25 protein-coding genes are annotated in these 12,674 nt (G+C 63.9%); all 25 read left to right on the top strand.

All coding sequences use genetic code 11. The annotated features are described in order from the left end of the window. Positions 1–25: 25 nt before the first annotated feature. The 25 genes from OEL49_RS06945 (at position 26) to OEL49_RS06825 (ending at position 12,673) form a co-directional block, all read left to right on the top strand. A complete protein-coding gene (locus OEL49_RS06945; protein WP_287874298.1) occupies positions 26–769 on the top strand; it encodes an AAA family ATPase in 744 nt (247 codons plus the stop codon). Between the two features lie 29 nt (positions 770–798). Further along, positions 799–996 (top strand): hypothetical protein, encoded by a 198-nt coding sequence (locus OEL49_RS06940; RefSeq protein WP_287874297.1) that lies wholly within the window; start codon positions 799–801, stop codon positions 994–996. Next, complete coding sequence (locus OEL49_RS06935; protein WP_287874296.1) at positions 986–1,651, top strand: hypothetical protein; 666 nt, start codon at positions 986–988, stop codon at positions 1,649–1,651. Before OEL49_RS06940 ends, OEL49_RS06935 begins: the two co-directional genes overlap by 11 nt. Beyond that, entirely contained in the window at positions 1,641–2,015 is a 375-nt protein-coding gene (locus OEL49_RS06930) for a hypothetical protein (protein ID WP_287874295.1), read from the top strand. The genes OEL49_RS06935 and OEL49_RS06930 overlap by 11 nt, the downstream gene beginning before the upstream one ends. Beyond that, the gene (locus tag OEL49_RS06925) at positions 2,012–2,365 is read left to right on the top strand and encodes a hypothetical protein (RefSeq protein WP_287874294.1); all 354 of its coding nucleotides are present in this window, start codon (positions 2,012–2,014) and stop codon (positions 2,363–2,365) included. Before OEL49_RS06930 ends, OEL49_RS06925 begins: the two co-directional genes overlap by 4 nt. Positions 2,366–2,368: 3 nt before the next feature. Further along, positions 2,369–3,250 (top strand): hypothetical protein, encoded by an 882-nt coding sequence (locus tag OEL49_RS06920; RefSeq protein ID WP_287874293.1) that lies wholly within the window; start codon positions 2,369–2,371, stop codon positions 3,248–3,250. After that, a complete protein-coding gene (locus OEL49_RS06915) occupies positions 3,247–3,483 on the top strand; it encodes a hypothetical protein (protein ID WP_287874292.1) in 237 nt (78 codons plus the stop codon). The genes OEL49_RS06920 and OEL49_RS06915 overlap by 4 nt, the downstream gene beginning before the upstream one ends. 7 nt (positions 3,484–3,490) lie before the next feature. Next, positions 3,491–4,024, top strand: coding sequence for a host-nuclease inhibitor Gam family protein (locus OEL49_RS06910; RefSeq protein WP_287874291.1), 534 nt, complete (start codon positions 3,491–3,493; stop codon positions 4,022–4,024). Beyond that, positions 4,024–4,251 carry a hypothetical protein gene (locus OEL49_RS06905; protein WP_287874290.1) on the top strand — a complete coding sequence of 76 codons (228 nt, stop codon included), beginning with the start codon at positions 4,024–4,026 and terminating at the stop codon, positions 4,249–4,251. The genes OEL49_RS06910 and OEL49_RS06905 overlap by 1 nt, the downstream gene beginning before the upstream one ends. A gap of 1 nt (position 4,252) precedes the next feature. Next, positions 4,253–4,393 carry a hypothetical protein gene (locus OEL49_RS06900; protein ID WP_287874289.1) on the top strand — a complete coding sequence of 47 codons (141 nt, stop codon included), beginning with the start codon at positions 4,253–4,255 and terminating at the stop codon, positions 4,391–4,393. A 2-nt stretch (positions 4,394–4,395) separates the two neighbouring features. Continuing rightward, a complete protein-coding gene (locus tag OEL49_RS06895) occupies positions 4,396–5,295 on the top strand; it encodes a recombination-associated protein RdgC (protein ID WP_287874288.1) in 900 nt (299 codons plus the stop codon). Between the two features lie 139 nt (positions 5,296–5,434). After that, complete coding sequence (locus OEL49_RS06890) at positions 5,435–5,767, top strand: hypothetical protein (RefSeq protein ID WP_287874287.1); 333 nt, start codon at positions 5,435–5,437, stop codon at positions 5,765–5,767. Further along, on the top strand, positions 5,760–5,960 hold the full coding sequence (locus OEL49_RS06885) for a hypothetical protein (protein WP_287874286.1): 201 nt from the start codon (positions 5,760–5,762) through the stop codon (positions 5,958–5,960). The genes OEL49_RS06890 and OEL49_RS06885 overlap by 8 nt, the downstream gene beginning before the upstream one ends. Then, positions 5,936–6,271: an HU family DNA-binding protein gene (locus OEL49_RS06880; RefSeq protein ID WP_308806184.1), complete on the top strand. Its 336-nt coding sequence runs from the start codon at positions 5,936–5,938 to the stop codon at positions 6,269–6,271. Before OEL49_RS06885 ends, OEL49_RS06880 begins: the two co-directional genes overlap by 25 nt. Before the next feature lie 68 nt (positions 6,272–6,339). Next, positions 6,340–6,870: a phage protein GemA/Gp16 family protein gene (locus OEL49_RS06875; RefSeq protein WP_287874285.1), complete on the top strand. Its 531-nt coding sequence runs from the start codon at positions 6,340–6,342 to the stop codon at positions 6,868–6,870. Next, positions 6,863–7,099 carry a hypothetical protein gene (locus OEL49_RS06870; protein ID WP_287874284.1) on the top strand — a complete coding sequence of 79 codons (237 nt, stop codon included), beginning with the start codon at positions 6,863–6,865 and terminating at the stop codon, positions 7,097–7,099. The genes OEL49_RS06875 and OEL49_RS06870 overlap by 8 nt, the downstream gene beginning before the upstream one ends. After that, positions 7,096–7,581: a Mor transcription activator family protein gene (locus tag OEL49_RS17355; protein WP_287874283.1), complete on the top strand. Its 486-nt coding sequence runs from the start codon at positions 7,096–7,098 to the stop codon at positions 7,579–7,581. Before OEL49_RS06870 ends, OEL49_RS17355 begins: the two co-directional genes overlap by 4 nt. Positions 7,582–7,620: 39 nt before the next feature. After that, positions 7,621–8,247: a hypothetical protein gene (locus OEL49_RS06860; protein ID WP_287874282.1), complete on the top strand. Its 627-nt coding sequence runs from the start codon at positions 7,621–7,623 to the stop codon at positions 8,245–8,247. 272 nt (positions 8,248–8,519) lie between these two features. Next, on the top strand, positions 8,520–9,056 hold the full coding sequence (locus OEL49_RS06855) for a glycoside hydrolase family protein (RefSeq protein WP_287874281.1): 537 nt from the start codon (positions 8,520–8,522) through the stop codon (positions 9,054–9,056). A 237-nt stretch (positions 9,057–9,293) separates the two neighbouring features. Next, complete coding sequence (locus OEL49_RS06850) at positions 9,294–9,569, top strand: hypothetical protein (protein ID WP_287874280.1); 276 nt, start codon at positions 9,294–9,296, stop codon at positions 9,567–9,569. Then, complete coding sequence (locus OEL49_RS06845) at positions 9,562–9,795, top strand: TraR/DksA C4-type zinc finger protein (protein ID WP_287874279.1); 234 nt, start codon at positions 9,562–9,564, stop codon at positions 9,793–9,795. Before OEL49_RS06850 ends, OEL49_RS06845 begins: the two co-directional genes overlap by 8 nt. 8 nt (positions 9,796–9,803) lie before the next feature. Beyond that, positions 9,804–10,199 carry a hypothetical protein gene (locus OEL49_RS06840; protein ID WP_287874278.1) on the top strand — a complete coding sequence of 132 codons (396 nt, stop codon included), beginning with the start codon at positions 9,804–9,806 and terminating at the stop codon, positions 10,197–10,199. Beyond that, positions 10,196–10,507 (top strand): hypothetical protein, encoded by a 312-nt coding sequence (locus tag OEL49_RS06835; protein ID WP_287874277.1) that lies wholly within the window; start codon positions 10,196–10,198, stop codon positions 10,505–10,507. Before OEL49_RS06840 ends, OEL49_RS06835 begins: the two co-directional genes overlap by 4 nt. A 1-nt stretch (position 10,508) precedes the next feature. Next, complete coding sequence (locus OEL49_RS06830; RefSeq protein WP_287874276.1) at positions 10,509–11,066, top strand: DUF3486 family protein; 558 nt, start codon at positions 10,509–10,511, stop codon at positions 11,064–11,066. Then, a complete protein-coding gene (locus tag OEL49_RS06825) occupies positions 11,066–12,673 on the top strand; it encodes a hypothetical protein (RefSeq protein ID WP_287874275.1) in 1,608 nt (535 codons plus the stop codon). Before OEL49_RS06830 ends, OEL49_RS06825 begins: the two co-directional genes overlap by 1 nt. Position 12,674: the final 1 nt, after the last annotated feature.

Genomic DNA, 12,674 nt, shown 5'->3' with positions numbered 1-12,674 from the left:
ATTTGAAACTACTAGAGGAGCCGCAATGGTAACCCAACAAACTCTCGCCGCACCAGGGATCGCCCAGATCGCCAACCTGGACATCACCGCCGTGGCCCTGCAGCGCCTGGTAGAGCGCGGCCCTGGCCTGCCCGGCCTGGCTGTCCTCCACGGCCCGGCCGGCTGGGCAAAGTCCCTTTCTTGCAACCGTCTGGCCCAGGTGCACCGGGGCTACTTCGTGCAAATCCGTAGCGCCTGGAGCCGGAAGACCCTGCTGGAGAAGATTCTCACGGAAATGGGCATCAAGCCCCACGGCACCATCCCCAACATGCTCGACCAGGTTTGCGACCAGCTGGCCGGAGCCGGTGACCGTCCCCTGATCCTTGACGAGTTCGACCATGCCACCCGCAACGAAAGCATGCTGGAGCTGGTCCGCGACATGCACGACGGCGGCCAGGCCGCCATCCTCCTGGTCGGTGAGGAGCAACTGCCCACCAAGCTGAAGAAGTGGGAGCGCTTCCACTCCCGCGTCCTCGCCTGGGTGCCGGCCCAGCCCGTCTCCCTGGGCGATGCCAAGCAGCTGGCCCCGATCTACGCCCCTGGTCTCCAGATCGCCGATGACCTCCTGGCGCGCCTCGTAACGTCCTCCCAGGGCTCCGTGCGCCGGGTGGTGGTGAATCTGCGCAGCATCGCCGAAGAGGCCGCTGTGGGCGGCTGGGGCGCGGTGGATGCGGCCCTCTGGGGGGACCGCCCGATCTACACCGGCGAAATCCAGAAGCGGAGGGTGTGATGCCTGGGACGATTTATTCGCAGGAAAAGATGTTCGTGCGCGTTGCCTGCGGCACTGCCTCTGGGCAGGGCGGCACCAAGTACGACCTGGACACGACCCTAGACGGTCAGCCGCTAATTCGTAGCTCAAAGACCGGAAAGACCTTTTCCTTGAGCTGGAATGAGCTGCTCAACATGGCGGTGGACGCTGGCATCGACGAACAAGACGAGGCCCCCCATGCCCCGTAAGCCAGCCCACCTCGAAATGATCGGAGGCAAGAGCCCCCGGCAGCGCATCTGGGAAGCCATCCGCGCCCGCCGGGATCGGGAGTTCTGCCAGACCGAGCTGGCCGGAGCCGCCAAGGTCTCCCAGCAAGTGGTGTGGGAATACTGCTCCGTCCTGGTCAAGGCCGGCTACCTGAAGGTGGTCCGGGAAGAGAAGGCCAACAAGGGCATCGTCAGCACCAAGTGGCTGCGCCTGGTGAAGGACAACGGGGTGGAAGCACCCCGGCTGACCAAGGACGGCAAGCCGACCGTCCGTGGCGCCATCAACGAGAACCTGTGGCGGGCCATGCGCAACCAGGCCCAGATGGGCGGCGACTTCAACAGTATTGAGATCGCCTTCATGGCCACCACGCCCACCGTCAAGGTGAGCGCTGATACCGCCAAGTCCTACATCACCGCCCTGCTGCAGGCCGCCTACCTGGAAGAAACCGTGCCCGCCCGCAATGGGGCCGGGGGCTCCAAGGCCCGGTACCAGCTGCGCCGCAAAAACCCCAAGACCGGCAAGGAGCCCGGCCCCCGGCCGCCCATCGTCCAGCACCTGACCAGCGTCTACGACCCGAACATCGGCGCCGTTGTCTGGCGCGAAGAACCCGATCTGGAGGCACTCAATGAGCAATGAAGCAACCGCCGTCGCCCCGGCGGCCACCGACGAACCGCTGTGGAAGACGGTCCTCAAGGCGGAGATCAAGGCGGCCGGCAAGGGCGGCGTCACCAAGGTGGCCATCCGCCTAGGCGTAGGCCGCTCCTACGTCAGCCAGGCCCTGCATGACCTGAAGAAGGGTGGCATGCCCCAGAGCTTTACCGACCGGGTAATCCAACGCTTCCACCGCGTTACCTGCCCGGCCCGCTGCGACCTGGAGGTGGAGCGCCGGGAGTGCTACCGGGGCAACGAAAAGGCCCCCACCCACAACCCCCTGGACCTGCGGGTCTGGAAGGTATGCCAGACCTGCCCCAACCGACCCGAGAAGGGAGACCAGCAATGAACCGCGCACAGCAAGGCATCGCCATCAACGTCTTCCCGTTCCCCGGGGTGACTGTCATCAATCCCGGTCCCGAAGGAGCGGACATGCCCGAGGCCAAAGTCTTCACCCCCGTGTTCCTGGTCCGCCTGGCCGCCATCACTGCGGCCGAGCGGGAGATTCGTGCCATGGGCTACTCGGTGGCCTGGACGGCCCTGGCCGGCCAGCTGCCGGAGATTTGCGTCACCCGTTCCGACAAGACCATGGCGCCCCTGCTGGATCGCCTGACGAACAAGCGCTTCCAGGAGAAGGAAGGCAAGACCGTCGTGTCCGGCCGCTTCATGGACTGCTGCGTCTTCTGGACTGAGGACTAAGCCATGCACCAGCGAATCCTCCAGGCCATCGCCAAGGCCACGTCACAGCAGCCGGATCGGCTTGACCACCTGGCCAAGCGCCTGGGGATTCCTGAGTTGCAGGCTGCCTCCCTCATTGAGGAGCTGTACGCGCAGCGGGCCGTGAATCAGGCCCGCATCACCCGCAAGGGCGAGTCCTTCCTGGCCATCTGGCCGACCAGCCTGCCGGCGCCCAGCACCGGCTACGCCTTCACCATCAATCCGAAGAAGCGCCCGCCATCGGGCTCTTTCACCCGGCCGCCGCGGCCGGAGAGAGGAAACACCATGAGTACCCCCGCAAAGGCACCAGCCATCGACCTGGATGCTGCCCTGCAGACCATCCTGAAGGGAACCAGCGCCGATGCCCCCATGACGGCTAGCGACATCAATGAGCTGCTGGAGCGGACGCAGTCGAGCTGGAACCCGGCCATGATCCGCCTGCTGGATAGCGGCGTAGCAGCTACCACTGACCACCCCAAACGCAAAGGAGCCAGGGCCTACTACCTGGCTTCCCCCACTTCTCCTTCCGGGGCTGTTGCCACCCCGGCCGACCAGGCGCAGGTGTCGGGCAACAACAGCGTCAGCGACGGCACTGGTGCCAACCTTTCATTGGTGGCCATCGCCGTATCCACTCCCACCCCGGGGCCTGCAGTTGCCGCTGCAGCCCCCGGGGCGGATACGTCCTCCGAGCAGGAGGTCAGCTTCGCCATCCATGACGACGGCCGCCTCTCCATCACCGACGACAACCAGGTCATGGTGCTGCCGCCTTCCGCCACCCGGCGCCTGGGCTACTTCCTGGGCTGCCTGGAGATTACGGCCTGGCCGCCCCGCTTCGACCCCCAAGTCCTCGAGGAGACCAAGGCATGAAACCCGGAATCGCCGTGCGCGTAACGGGGCACCGCCCCGGCCGTGAGCAGATTGCCCACCTTCAGGATCGGACAGGCGTCATCTGCGACGCCAGCGCCTTCAAGCTCCTGCCCGGTTTCGTGGCCGTCGCTCTCAACTACCGGGACGGCACCCCCCAGGGCAAGCGCCCCAACCTGACCCTTTTTCACCAGGACGAGCTGGAAGTCCTGCCCCCCCAAACCGTTACCGAGTGAGGAATCTATGACCACCAAAAAGACCCGCATCAAGACCGCCGCCGCCACGGCCTTTGTCCCCCAGACCCGGGAGCAGACCGCCGAGGCCATCCGCGAGATCGGCGAACGCCAGCGCGAACTGACCCGCCTGACGGCCGACATGAACGACGAGCTGGCCCGTGTGAAAGAACGCTGGGAAATCCAGGCCGAGCCCCACAAGTCCCGCATCGAGACGCTGACCAAGGGTGTCCAGACCTGGTGCGAAGCCAACCGGGACCAGATCACCAACGGCGGCAAGGTGAAAACCGCCGCCCTCACCACTGGGGAAGTCGCCTGGCGCATGCGTCCCCCGAGCGTCCGTGTCGTCGGTGCCGAGGCGGTGCTGGACCTCCTGCGCCGCCTGGGCCTGACTCGCTTCATCCGCACCAAGGACGAAGTGAACAAGGAGGCCATCCTCAACGAGCCGGAAGCCGTGGCCACCGTGCCCGGCATCAGCATCCAGCAGGGCGAGGACTTCGTGGTGGTGCCCTTCGAGGCGGAGCTGGCCGGGGAGGCTGCGTAATGGCTCAAGTACTCCCGGTCGTCCAGATCAAGGTCAATTCCAGCGGTTCCTGGGCCAACCTCATCACCTGCAATGGTGGCCAGTATCGGGACGTAAAGGCCGCTTGCGAGATTCTGGCCAAGGCCTCCAAGGGGCCGGTTTCCTTCAAAGCCTTCGACACTGCCAGCGGTGAGCTGATTGAGTTCTACCGCGACGGTGAATGGCGTTCCCAGGAACGGAAGGACTGACATGAAAAAGGTCCGCGAACTCCTCGCCCTGGCCAGCTGGTCCTTCGCCATGGGCGCTTTCATGTGCGTCGGCTTCAAGGCGCTGGACTGGATCATCCCCAGCCCGCCGAAGACCGTCACCTTCAAAGTCACCAGGAGCTGACCATGTTCCACAACGCCATGATCTACCGCCTGCCGCCTGCCTGGAGCATCACGGCCCAGGCCCTGAACGAGCAGCTGCAGCGCCAGCGCTTCCAGCCCTGCGGGAAGATGGACCCGCAGACCAAGGGCTTTGTCCCCCCGGCCGGGGATGCCCTGGCCTACACCATCGGCAACCAGGCCTTCCTGCTGGCCCTCCAGGTGGAGGCCAAGCTGCTGCCCACGGCCGTGATCAATCGCGCCGCTCAGGAGCGGGCCGAGGAACTGGCCGTGCAGCAGGGCTACCCGGTAGGCCGCAAGCAGATGAAGGAGCTGCGGGAGCGGGTACGTGACGAACTGCTGCCCCGTGCCTTCACCCAGTGCCGCCGCACCATGCTCCTGATCGATGCCCAGGAGGGCTGGCTGGTGGTGGATGCCGGTAACGCCTCCAAGGCCGAGGAAGCCCTGGAGCTGCTCGGCAAGGCCCTGGACAACTTCCCCCTGGAGCGCCTCAACACCGCCATGTCCCCCACGGCCGCCATGACCGAGTGGCTGGCCAGCGGCGAAGCGCCGGAGGGCTTCACCATCGACCGGGACTGCGAAGTGAAGTCTCCGGTGGAGGGCAAGGCCACCGTCCGCTATGTCCGCCACACCCTGGAAGGCGACGACGTGCGCCAGCACATCGCCGCCGGCAAGCTGCCCACCCGCCTGGCCATGACCTGGAACGATCGCATGTCCCTGGTCCTCACCGAAAAGCAGGAAGTGAAGCGCCTGGCGTTCCTGGATGTGGTCAAGGAACAGGCGGAAACGCAGGCCGAGAACGCCGCCGAACAGCTCGATGCGGATCTCGCCATCCTCACCGGGGAGCTGCGCCACTTCATCCCGGCCCTGGTGGAAGCGCTTGGGGGGGAGGTGCTGAATGCCTGACCGTCAAGACGCCCCCGTCCAGTGCTGCCGCTGCCGTAACAAGCACCTGGAATCGGAACGCCCCTACGTCCCAAAGAAAGGCTGCCAGGGTGTTACCCAGTCGGTATGCCCGCGCTGCAACTGCAGCAACTACTTCAACATGACTCCCATGCTGGCCTGGTGCTGGAAATCCGGCTTGATCGAATTCGGCGAGGTCGCACCGAATGATGAGGCAGATGGCAGCGGCTGCATCGTCTTTGCCTCGGGGCCTGATGCCTTCCTGAAAGGGCGCGTCAGCGTCCTGGCCCGACATGGCCAGGGGGCCAGCGCCGGCAAGCTGCTTATTCCCGGAGTTCCCGAAGCGGAAGGAAAAATGGCGGCTGTTGATGCCCTTCGTGCCTGGGTTGAATGGGCCGCTAAAGGTAACGGCCGCCGGGGGAATAACGGCGTCGTTTTCCATGCACGAGACCCGCGTGGGGTACCCCATGGGTAATGCCTCTCAGGTTCTCCCCGTTCTGACCGCCCAGGCCGAGCTGGCCCAGGCGGTGGCCATGGTCGGCCGCTTCCTTCCCGAGGGTGTCTCTGTGAGCTTCTACCGCCCCGATGGTGAAAGCCGGGTAGCGGTGGAGGTAACCGGGCCTGATGGCGCCACCGACACCCACTGGGCCGACCAGGTCGGCCACTAATTTTTCCCGTAGCAACCAACCACAAGGAGCAACACATGAACCAAGCCGAACTGATCGCTAAGGTCGCCGAAGTCTCCGGCGCTTCCAAGAAGGACGTGGAGGCCATCCTCAAGACCACGGCCGACGTGGTAACCAACCAGCTGCAGGAGGGTGATGCCGTCGCCTTCCCCTCCCTGGGCAAGTTCACCGTGAAGGACCGCCCCGCCCGCACCGGCCGCAACCCGAAGACCGGCGAGGACGTGCAGATCGCCGCGAAGAAGGCCCCCGGCTTCTCCGTCTCCATCACCCTGAAGAAGGCCCTCAACCCCTAACCCGAGTCCCCTGACTCGGCGGCCTCGGTAACGGGGCCGCCCGGCCAGAAGACTTCCAGGAGAACAGCATGGCCATGCTCCCCGCCGACCAGCTCAAGCGCCGCATCGTCGCCATCCGTACCCGCCGCCACCAGGTGGCCGAGCTGCTGGACGATGCCGCCTACCGTGACCTCCTGCAGCGCACCGCAGACGTTACCAGCACCACCCAGATCAAACGCCTCGCCCAGGCTGACGCCGTGCTGCGTGAGTTCGACCGCCTGGGCCTGGGTCAGCCCGCCAAGCGCCGGCCGGTGCAGGCCGACAAAAAGCCCGCGAACGAGTGGGCCTTCGTCTTCAGCCTGCCGGTGGAGACCCAGGCCCTGGCCAAGAAAATATACCGCTGCGCCCAGAAGATCGGCGCCCTGCAAGAGCCCAAGGTCAAGATCATGCCCAAGGCCTGGGTGGAGGGAATCATCGCCCAGTCCAAGGGCTACAAGTTGAACGGCCAGGTGTGCAAGGTGGTGGCTCCCCTGGAAACCTGCGGCCCGGTGCACATGCACGTGCTGATCCAGATTCTGGAGAGCTGGGCGAAGAAGCTGGAGGAAGCCAAGCATGCATGACTTCATTGTTTTCTTCGCCGGCGCCATGTGCGGTGCTGCCGTGGCGCTCTGGGCAGCCTTCCACTACGCCTTGAATCTCCCAGCCAGAAAGGTGGACTTTCAGGTAACGCCGGAGGCCATAGGCACCCTCAACGAACGCCTGGTGTATGCCTGGCTGGAACATCGCGGCCTGATGTGGCAACCCAAGGGACTGGAGCAAAGCCAGATATTCAAAGGAGCGAAGAAGTGACGCCTGAAGACCTCCAGGAAATCCGCCACCTTCCATCCTTCCCCAGGATCGCCGAGGAGCTGATCCAGGTCGCAGGCCTGGAAGCCACCGCCCGCCTCATCTCGGCCTGGCCCGGGCAGGAGTATCCCTGCCCCAAGGTGTTTGGCCGTTACAGCGCAAAAGGGCAGCGCCGCTACGACATGCTGCAGGAGATCGTGGGCGACCATGCCGCCCGCCGGATCGTGATGCACTGGGGGGGCGGGATTCTGGATGTTCCTTCCTGCAAGGACGCACTGTGGGCCAAGACCCACGACAAAATCCGCAGCCACTACGACCGCCTGGTCAGCAGCGCCGGAGGCTACAGCCACCGGGAGGCCGTCTTCGAGCTGGGCCTGACGTACAACCTAGCCAGCCGCACCATCGAGCGCGTCATTTCCCAACCGTCCAACCCGGATGGCTCCCCGATGCCGCCGCCAGACGACAGCCAGATGCCCTTGTTCTGACCACGCCCATCCATGACAATGGCGATAAAGGAGAAATGTATGGCTACTGAAACGTGCAAACATTGCGGCCACACCCGGTCCCCGGCCGAAGAGGAAACGGCACCGGCCTGGGCCTGCCCTGCTTGTGGGAAGAAATACTATGAAAAGCCCAAACAAAAGAGTCTCGTCGCGGCAGTCTATGATGCAATGTTCGTTACTGCACCGGAGCGCTGGCCTCTGACAAGCAAGTGCAAAGCTTGCCGGGAAAAGGTTTCTAGGGAGGCAGATGTCTGCCCTCATTGTGGTCACTCGAACCCATACCAGCCGCCAACATTGAAGCCATTCTCCGAAGCCACAACAGCCGAGAAGACAGGGGTCCTACTTGTCTCCGGCCTGGTCATTGTGGTTTTTGCCTCAGCTCTCCACTTTGGAAGGCTCCAGCAGAATAGCGGCCCTCAGAACAGCCCAGTCGACGGCTCTGTTTACCAGGTTAAAGCCTATCTACAGAACCACCTGCGTGATCCTGATTCATATCAGCCGATTTCTTGGTCTAAAATTAGGCGAGAAAATGGAGCCAATGTGGTGGCCCACCGTTACCGATCGAAGAATGGATTTGGTGGCTACGTAATCGAAGAGAGGACATTCGTTTTGGATGACTCGGGAACCGTCATCAGCATCTCACCTTAGCCCCATCGCCACCCACCGAAGCCCCGCCTTGTGCGGGGCTTTTCATTTGGCTGCCGACAGCCATCCCCCTGCTGCTCCATACCCGCACCCGTAGCATTGGCCCATGGCCTGCCGGGACTGCATCCACTACGAAAAATCCGGCGACGAACGTCGCCGGGGGCTTGATGGATACGGTTACTGCAAGGCTTCTCCATCCCTGGAGGGCCGCGCCCGGTTCTTTTCCGACGACGGTCCATGTTGGCTTGTGCCGAATCGTTACGAGGAAAAGCGCCTTGGAGCTTAACCGCATCGCCATCGCCGCCCTGAGCTTCTCTGCACTCGGCCTCGGCGGGCTTGCCGGCTACGAAGGCTGGGTAAGTACTGCAACCCAGCCCCTCCCGGGTGACAAGCCCACCTATGCCTTCGGCAGCACCACCCGGCCGGATGGCTCCCCCGTCCAGCTGGGCGACAAGATTACCCCCCCGGCCGGCCTGGCCCTGATGGTTCGCACCGTCACCATGAAGGAGCAGACCCTCAAGGGCTGCATCAACGCCAAGCTGTTCCAGCACGAATACGACGCCTACGTCAGCCTGGCCTACAACGTGGGCGCCGGAGCGGTCTGCGATTCGTCCATCCCCGGAAAGCTGGAGCGGGAGGAGTACGAAGCGGCCTGCCTCGCCATCCTGGACTTCGACAAGTTCCGCGATTGCACCAAGCCCAGGGTGCAGAACCCAAAAACGGGCAAGTGGGAGTGCCCCCTGGTTCGGATTCCCGGCCTGACCAAGCGCCGCCAGTCCGAGTACCGCCGCTGCATGGGAGGTGCCTGGTGATCCGCAGTCTCGCTTATGTCCTCCTGGCCTTCCTGCTCGGGATCGGAGCCGGCTACCTCTGGGGCGACTCGGCCGGGGAGACCCAGTGCCAGGCCGGCAAGGTCGGCGCCCAGGAGGCCGCCATCGAGCGACACGACAAGGCTGCTGAAGTCGGCCACCAGGTCGAGGTCAAAACCATCCAGTCCGAAACCAAGCAGGCCGAACACACCCAGCGCCTGGTCACCGAGGGCCGCGCCCATGTCAAAGAGAATCCTTCCCCTCCTGATTGTCGCCTTGACGCTGACGGCATGCGCCGCTGGCGGTCAGCCAACCATGGCGCCCCGGCTGATCCCGCCGGCCAGCCTGACGACGTTACCGCCGGAGCGGCTACCGGAGCCGGCCAGCAACCACCTGGACGACCTGGTGGAGAACCACGTGATCTCGGCGGGCCTGTATCACCTGGCCAGGGAGCGGCTGAAGGGACTGGTGGAGTGGATCGAGAAGACCAACAAGGAACTCCGGGGTGATGAGTAAGCGCGCCTTCGATCAGGCCAGCGAACTGGAGCAGGCCGAGCGGCAGGCTGCCTGGCAGGCCCACCACCAGATGATGGAAGCCCAGGCCGCCACTCCCTCTGCCAAGCGCTGCGCCGTCTGCCATGACCCGATTCCCCAGGAACGCCGGGAGGCATCCCCCGGCTGCCAGACCTGTGTGCATTGCCAGGCCGAGCTGGACGATGCGCTGAACCGACACCACTACTGAGAAAGACCATGCCCATCCAGTTTGAACTGTGGCACCTCATTTACGTGACCATCTCCTTCCTGGGGCTGCTCTACACCTTCGGCAAAGTACTTCTCTGGCAATTCAACAAACGGCTGGATGAGCGGCATACAGCCCAGAAGACCCTGCTGGATGAACGCTTTGCCACCCAGGAAAAGGCCCGTGTTGAAGGCATGGGGCACTGGGATACCAGATTCACCGACCTGGAAAAGACGTTCAAGGAAGAGGGGAAGGAATGGCGCCGTGTTGAACGCGAGGTACTGGAACTGAAGGCCGAGCTGCCGACCACGTATGTCCGGCGAGAGGATTACGTCCGCAACCAAACCATCATCGAAGCCAAGCTGGATGCCATTCACCAGGCCCAGCGCAAGGGAGCCATGCAATGAACATTGATCAAGCCAAAGTGCGACGCGAGGGCCTGCGCTGGTACCTGATCCTTGCCCTCTACAACGCCCGGCCGGAGCCGGTGTGTGAAGACGTGGTCCTGATGACCATGCAGGCCATCTATCCAGATGTGACGCCCCTGGAAGTCCGCCAGCAGCTCGACTACCTGGAGGACCGGGAGCTGGTGAAACTGCGCAAGGAACCATCCGGCCGCTGGTGGGCAGACCTCACCCGCACCGGCACCGACGTGGCCGAGTACACCGTGGATGTCGAGCCCGGGATTGCCCGGCCCGAGAAGTACTGGGGCTGACATGGCCAAGCGCAGCAGCGTCGAAGCCCTGCCGCCGGAGGTGAAGGCCTGGCTGGTGTCGGCCCTGATGGAAAAGAACTTCTCCCAGTACCTGGCCTTGGAAGAGGAATTGCGGGAGCGGGGATTCCAGATCAGCAAAAGCGCCATCCAGCGTTACGGCAAGCCGTTGGAACGCCGTCTGGCGGCCATCAAGGCCAGTACCGAAGCCGCCCGCATGCTGACCGAAGGCGCGGCCGATGACCAGGACGCCCGCTCCGAGGCCGTGATCGCCCTGGTCCAGACCGAGCTGTTCGAGACCCTGGTGAACCTGCAGGAGGCCACCGATGCGTCCATCAAGCCGGAGCAGCGGGTCAAGCTGCTCTCCACGGCGGCCAAGAACATCGCCACGCTCTCCCGGGCCAGCGTGAATCTGAAGAAGTACCAGGCGGACGTGCGTCAGGCCATCCGTCAGGAACTGCTGAATGAGCAGGCTCAGGAGCTGGAGGCCAGCTTTAAGGCTGGCGGCATGAATGAAGAGCAGGTCATGTTCTGGCGTAAGAAATTCCTCGGGGTTCAATGATGGCTCTCAAGCCATCCTCCAGCACCTTGCGCGTCGTCGAGTGGGACGAGCTGCCGGAGTCTGTACGCCAGATTCCCTCAAGCCTGAACCCCCTGACCGCCGGCATCTTGATGGCTCACCAGGCCGAATGGCTGGGGATTCAGGCCCAGATCAAGTTGTGCGAGAAAGGCCGCCGAACCGGCATCACCTTCGCCGAAGCCCTGGACTCCGTCATCACGGCCGCCTCTCGCAAGAGCGCCGGGGGGATGGACGTCTTCTACATCGGCGACACCAAAGAGAAGGGCCTGGAGTTCATCGGTTACTGCGCCAAGTTCTCCCGGGTCATCGCCGAGGCCCAGGCTTCCGGCGTCAGCGAAATTGAAGAGTTCCTGTTCGACGACCAAGACGAACACGGCAACACGCGCCAGATCAACGCCTACCGCATCCGCTTCGCCAGTGGCTTCAAGATCGTGGCGCTATCCAGTAACCCGGCCAACATCCGGGGCCTGCAGGGCAAGGTCATCATCGATGAGGCGGCCTTCCACCGTGACGTCGCCACCGTCCTTGATGCGGCCACCGCCCTCCTGATCTGGGGCGGCCGCATCGTCATCATCAGCAGCCACAACGGCAAGAGCAATCCCTTCAACGGGATGGCGACCGATATCCGGGAAGGGCGCTACGGCGACGATGCCGTGGTCTATAAGGCCACCTTTGACGATGCCGTGGCCAATGGCCTCTACGAGCGCGTGTGCTTTATGAGCGGCGAGACGCCCACGCCTGAAGGCAAGGAGCGCTGGTACAAGAAAATCCGAAACGCCTACGGTCCCCGCAAGGCCCAGATGCGCGAGGAGCTGGACGCCATCCCCCGGGACGGTAACGGTGTGTGCATCCCCGGCGTCTGGATCGAGGACGCCATGGTGCCGGGCCGGCCCGTCCTGCGCCTCGCCCTGGATGACGACTTTACCCAGCAGCCGGTCTATCGCCGCGACGCCTATGTCGAGGAATGGATCAACATCCACCTGGCGCCGGTCGTCGCCAAGCTAGACCCGGCCATGCGCCACTTCCTGGGCATGGACTACGCCCGCCACCGGGACTTCTCCATCATCTGCCCCATGGGAGTGGATCAGGCAAGGCGACGGGACGTCCCCTTCGTGGTGGAAATGCACAAGGTGCCGGCCCGGCAGCAGAAGCTGGTTCTCTTCTTCATCATCCGCAGCCTTCCCCGCTTTGCCGGTGCCGCCCTGGATGCGTCCGGTAACGGCGAAACCCTGGCAGAAGACACCGCCGATGAATTCGGCCGCAACCGCATCGAGCAGGTCAAGATCAGCCGAAACTGGTACGGCGCCTGGATGCCAAAGTTTGTCCAGCTATTCGAGGACGGCACCATCAGCCTGCCAAAAGACGATTCCCTGCAGCAAGACATCCGCGCCATCGAGACCGTCGATGGCATCCCCATGATCGTCAAGGCCCGCTCCCAAGACCTCAAAGACCCGGAGCTGTACCGGCACGGCGACTTTGCCGGAGCCGGCGCCCTGGCCAACTTCGCCACCCTGGAGGTCGCATCCGGCCCCGTGTCGGTGGTTTCTCGCCCCCGTAATACCCGGGGCGGCATTGCAGACAGGTACTGAC

The sequence above is a fragment of the Azospira sp. genome, from assembly GCF_030247495.1.
GTDB classification, from domain to species: Bacteria; Pseudomonadota; Gammaproteobacteria; order Burkholderiales; family Rhodocyclaceae; genus Azospira; species Azospira oryzae.
The sequence above is the reverse complement of the archived record's forward strand: the minus strand, read 5'-3'. Positions and strand labels throughout refer to the sequence as shown.

Bases quoted from the DNA above. Each gene is read 5' to 3' on its own strand.
- OEL49_RS06945 (WP_287874298.1), top strand. From the start codon at position 26: ATGGTAACCCAACAAACTCTCGCCGCACCAGGGATCGCCCAGATCGCC.
- OEL49_RS06940 (WP_287874297.1), top strand. From the start codon at position 799: ATGTTCGTGCGCGTTGCCTGCGGCACTGCCTCTGGGCAGGGCGGCACC.
- OEL49_RS06935 (WP_287874296.1), top strand. From the start codon at position 986: ATGCCCCGTAAGCCAGCCCACCTCGAAATGATCGGAGGCAAGAGCCCC.
- OEL49_RS06930 (WP_287874295.1), top strand. From the start codon at position 1,641: ATGAGCAATGAAGCAACCGCCGTCGCCCCGGCGGCCACCGACGAACCG.
- OEL49_RS06925 (WP_287874294.1), top strand. From the start codon at position 2,012: ATGAACCGCGCACAGCAAGGCATCGCCATCAACGTCTTCCCGTTCCCC.
- OEL49_RS06920 (WP_287874293.1), top strand. From the start codon at position 2,369: ATGCACCAGCGAATCCTCCAGGCCATCGCCAAGGCCACGTCACAGCAG.
- OEL49_RS06915 (WP_287874292.1), top strand. From the start codon at position 3,247: ATGAAACCCGGAATCGCCGTGCGCGTAACGGGGCACCGCCCCGGCCGT.
- OEL49_RS06910 (WP_287874291.1), top strand. From the start codon at position 3,491: ATGACCACCAAAAAGACCCGCATCAAGACCGCCGCCGCCACGGCCTTT.
- OEL49_RS06905 (WP_287874290.1), top strand. From the start codon at position 4,024: ATGGCTCAAGTACTCCCGGTCGTCCAGATCAAGGTCAATTCCAGCGGT.
- OEL49_RS06900 (WP_287874289.1), top strand. From the start codon at position 4,253: ATGAAAAAGGTCCGCGAACTCCTCGCCCTGGCCAGCTGGTCCTTCGCC.
- OEL49_RS06895 (WP_287874288.1), top strand. From the start codon at position 4,396: ATGTTCCACAACGCCATGATCTACCGCCTGCCGCCTGCCTGGAGCATC.
- OEL49_RS06890 (WP_287874287.1), top strand. From the start codon at position 5,435: ATGACTCCCATGCTGGCCTGGTGCTGGAAATCCGGCTTGATCGAATTC.
- OEL49_RS06885 (WP_287874286.1), top strand. From the start codon at position 5,760: ATGGGTAATGCCTCTCAGGTTCTCCCCGTTCTGACCGCCCAGGCCGAG.
- OEL49_RS06875 (WP_287874285.1), top strand. From the start codon at position 6,340: ATGGCCATGCTCCCCGCCGACCAGCTCAAGCGCCGCATCGTCGCCATC.
- OEL49_RS06870 (WP_287874284.1), top strand. From the start codon at position 6,863: ATGCATGACTTCATTGTTTTCTTCGCCGGCGCCATGTGCGGTGCTGCC.
- OEL49_RS06860 (WP_287874282.1), top strand. From the start codon at position 7,621: ATGGCTACTGAAACGTGCAAACATTGCGGCCACACCCGGTCCCCGGCC.
- OEL49_RS06850 (WP_287874280.1), top strand. From the start codon at position 9,294: ATGTCAAAGAGAATCCTTCCCCTCCTGATTGTCGCCTTGACGCTGACG.
- OEL49_RS06845 (WP_287874279.1), top strand. From the start codon at position 9,562: ATGAGTAAGCGCGCCTTCGATCAGGCCAGCGAACTGGAGCAGGCCGAG.
- OEL49_RS06840 (WP_287874278.1), top strand. From the start codon at position 9,804: ATGCCCATCCAGTTTGAACTGTGGCACCTCATTTACGTGACCATCTCC.
- OEL49_RS06835 (WP_287874277.1), top strand. From the start codon at position 10,196: ATGAACATTGATCAAGCCAAAGTGCGACGCGAGGGCCTGCGCTGGTAC.
- OEL49_RS06830 (WP_287874276.1), top strand. From the start codon at position 10,509: ATGGCCAAGCGCAGCAGCGTCGAAGCCCTGCCGCCGGAGGTGAAGGCC.
- OEL49_RS06825 (WP_287874275.1), top strand. From the start codon at position 11,066: ATGGCTCTCAAGCCATCCTCCAGCACCTTGCGCGTCGTCGAGTGGGAC.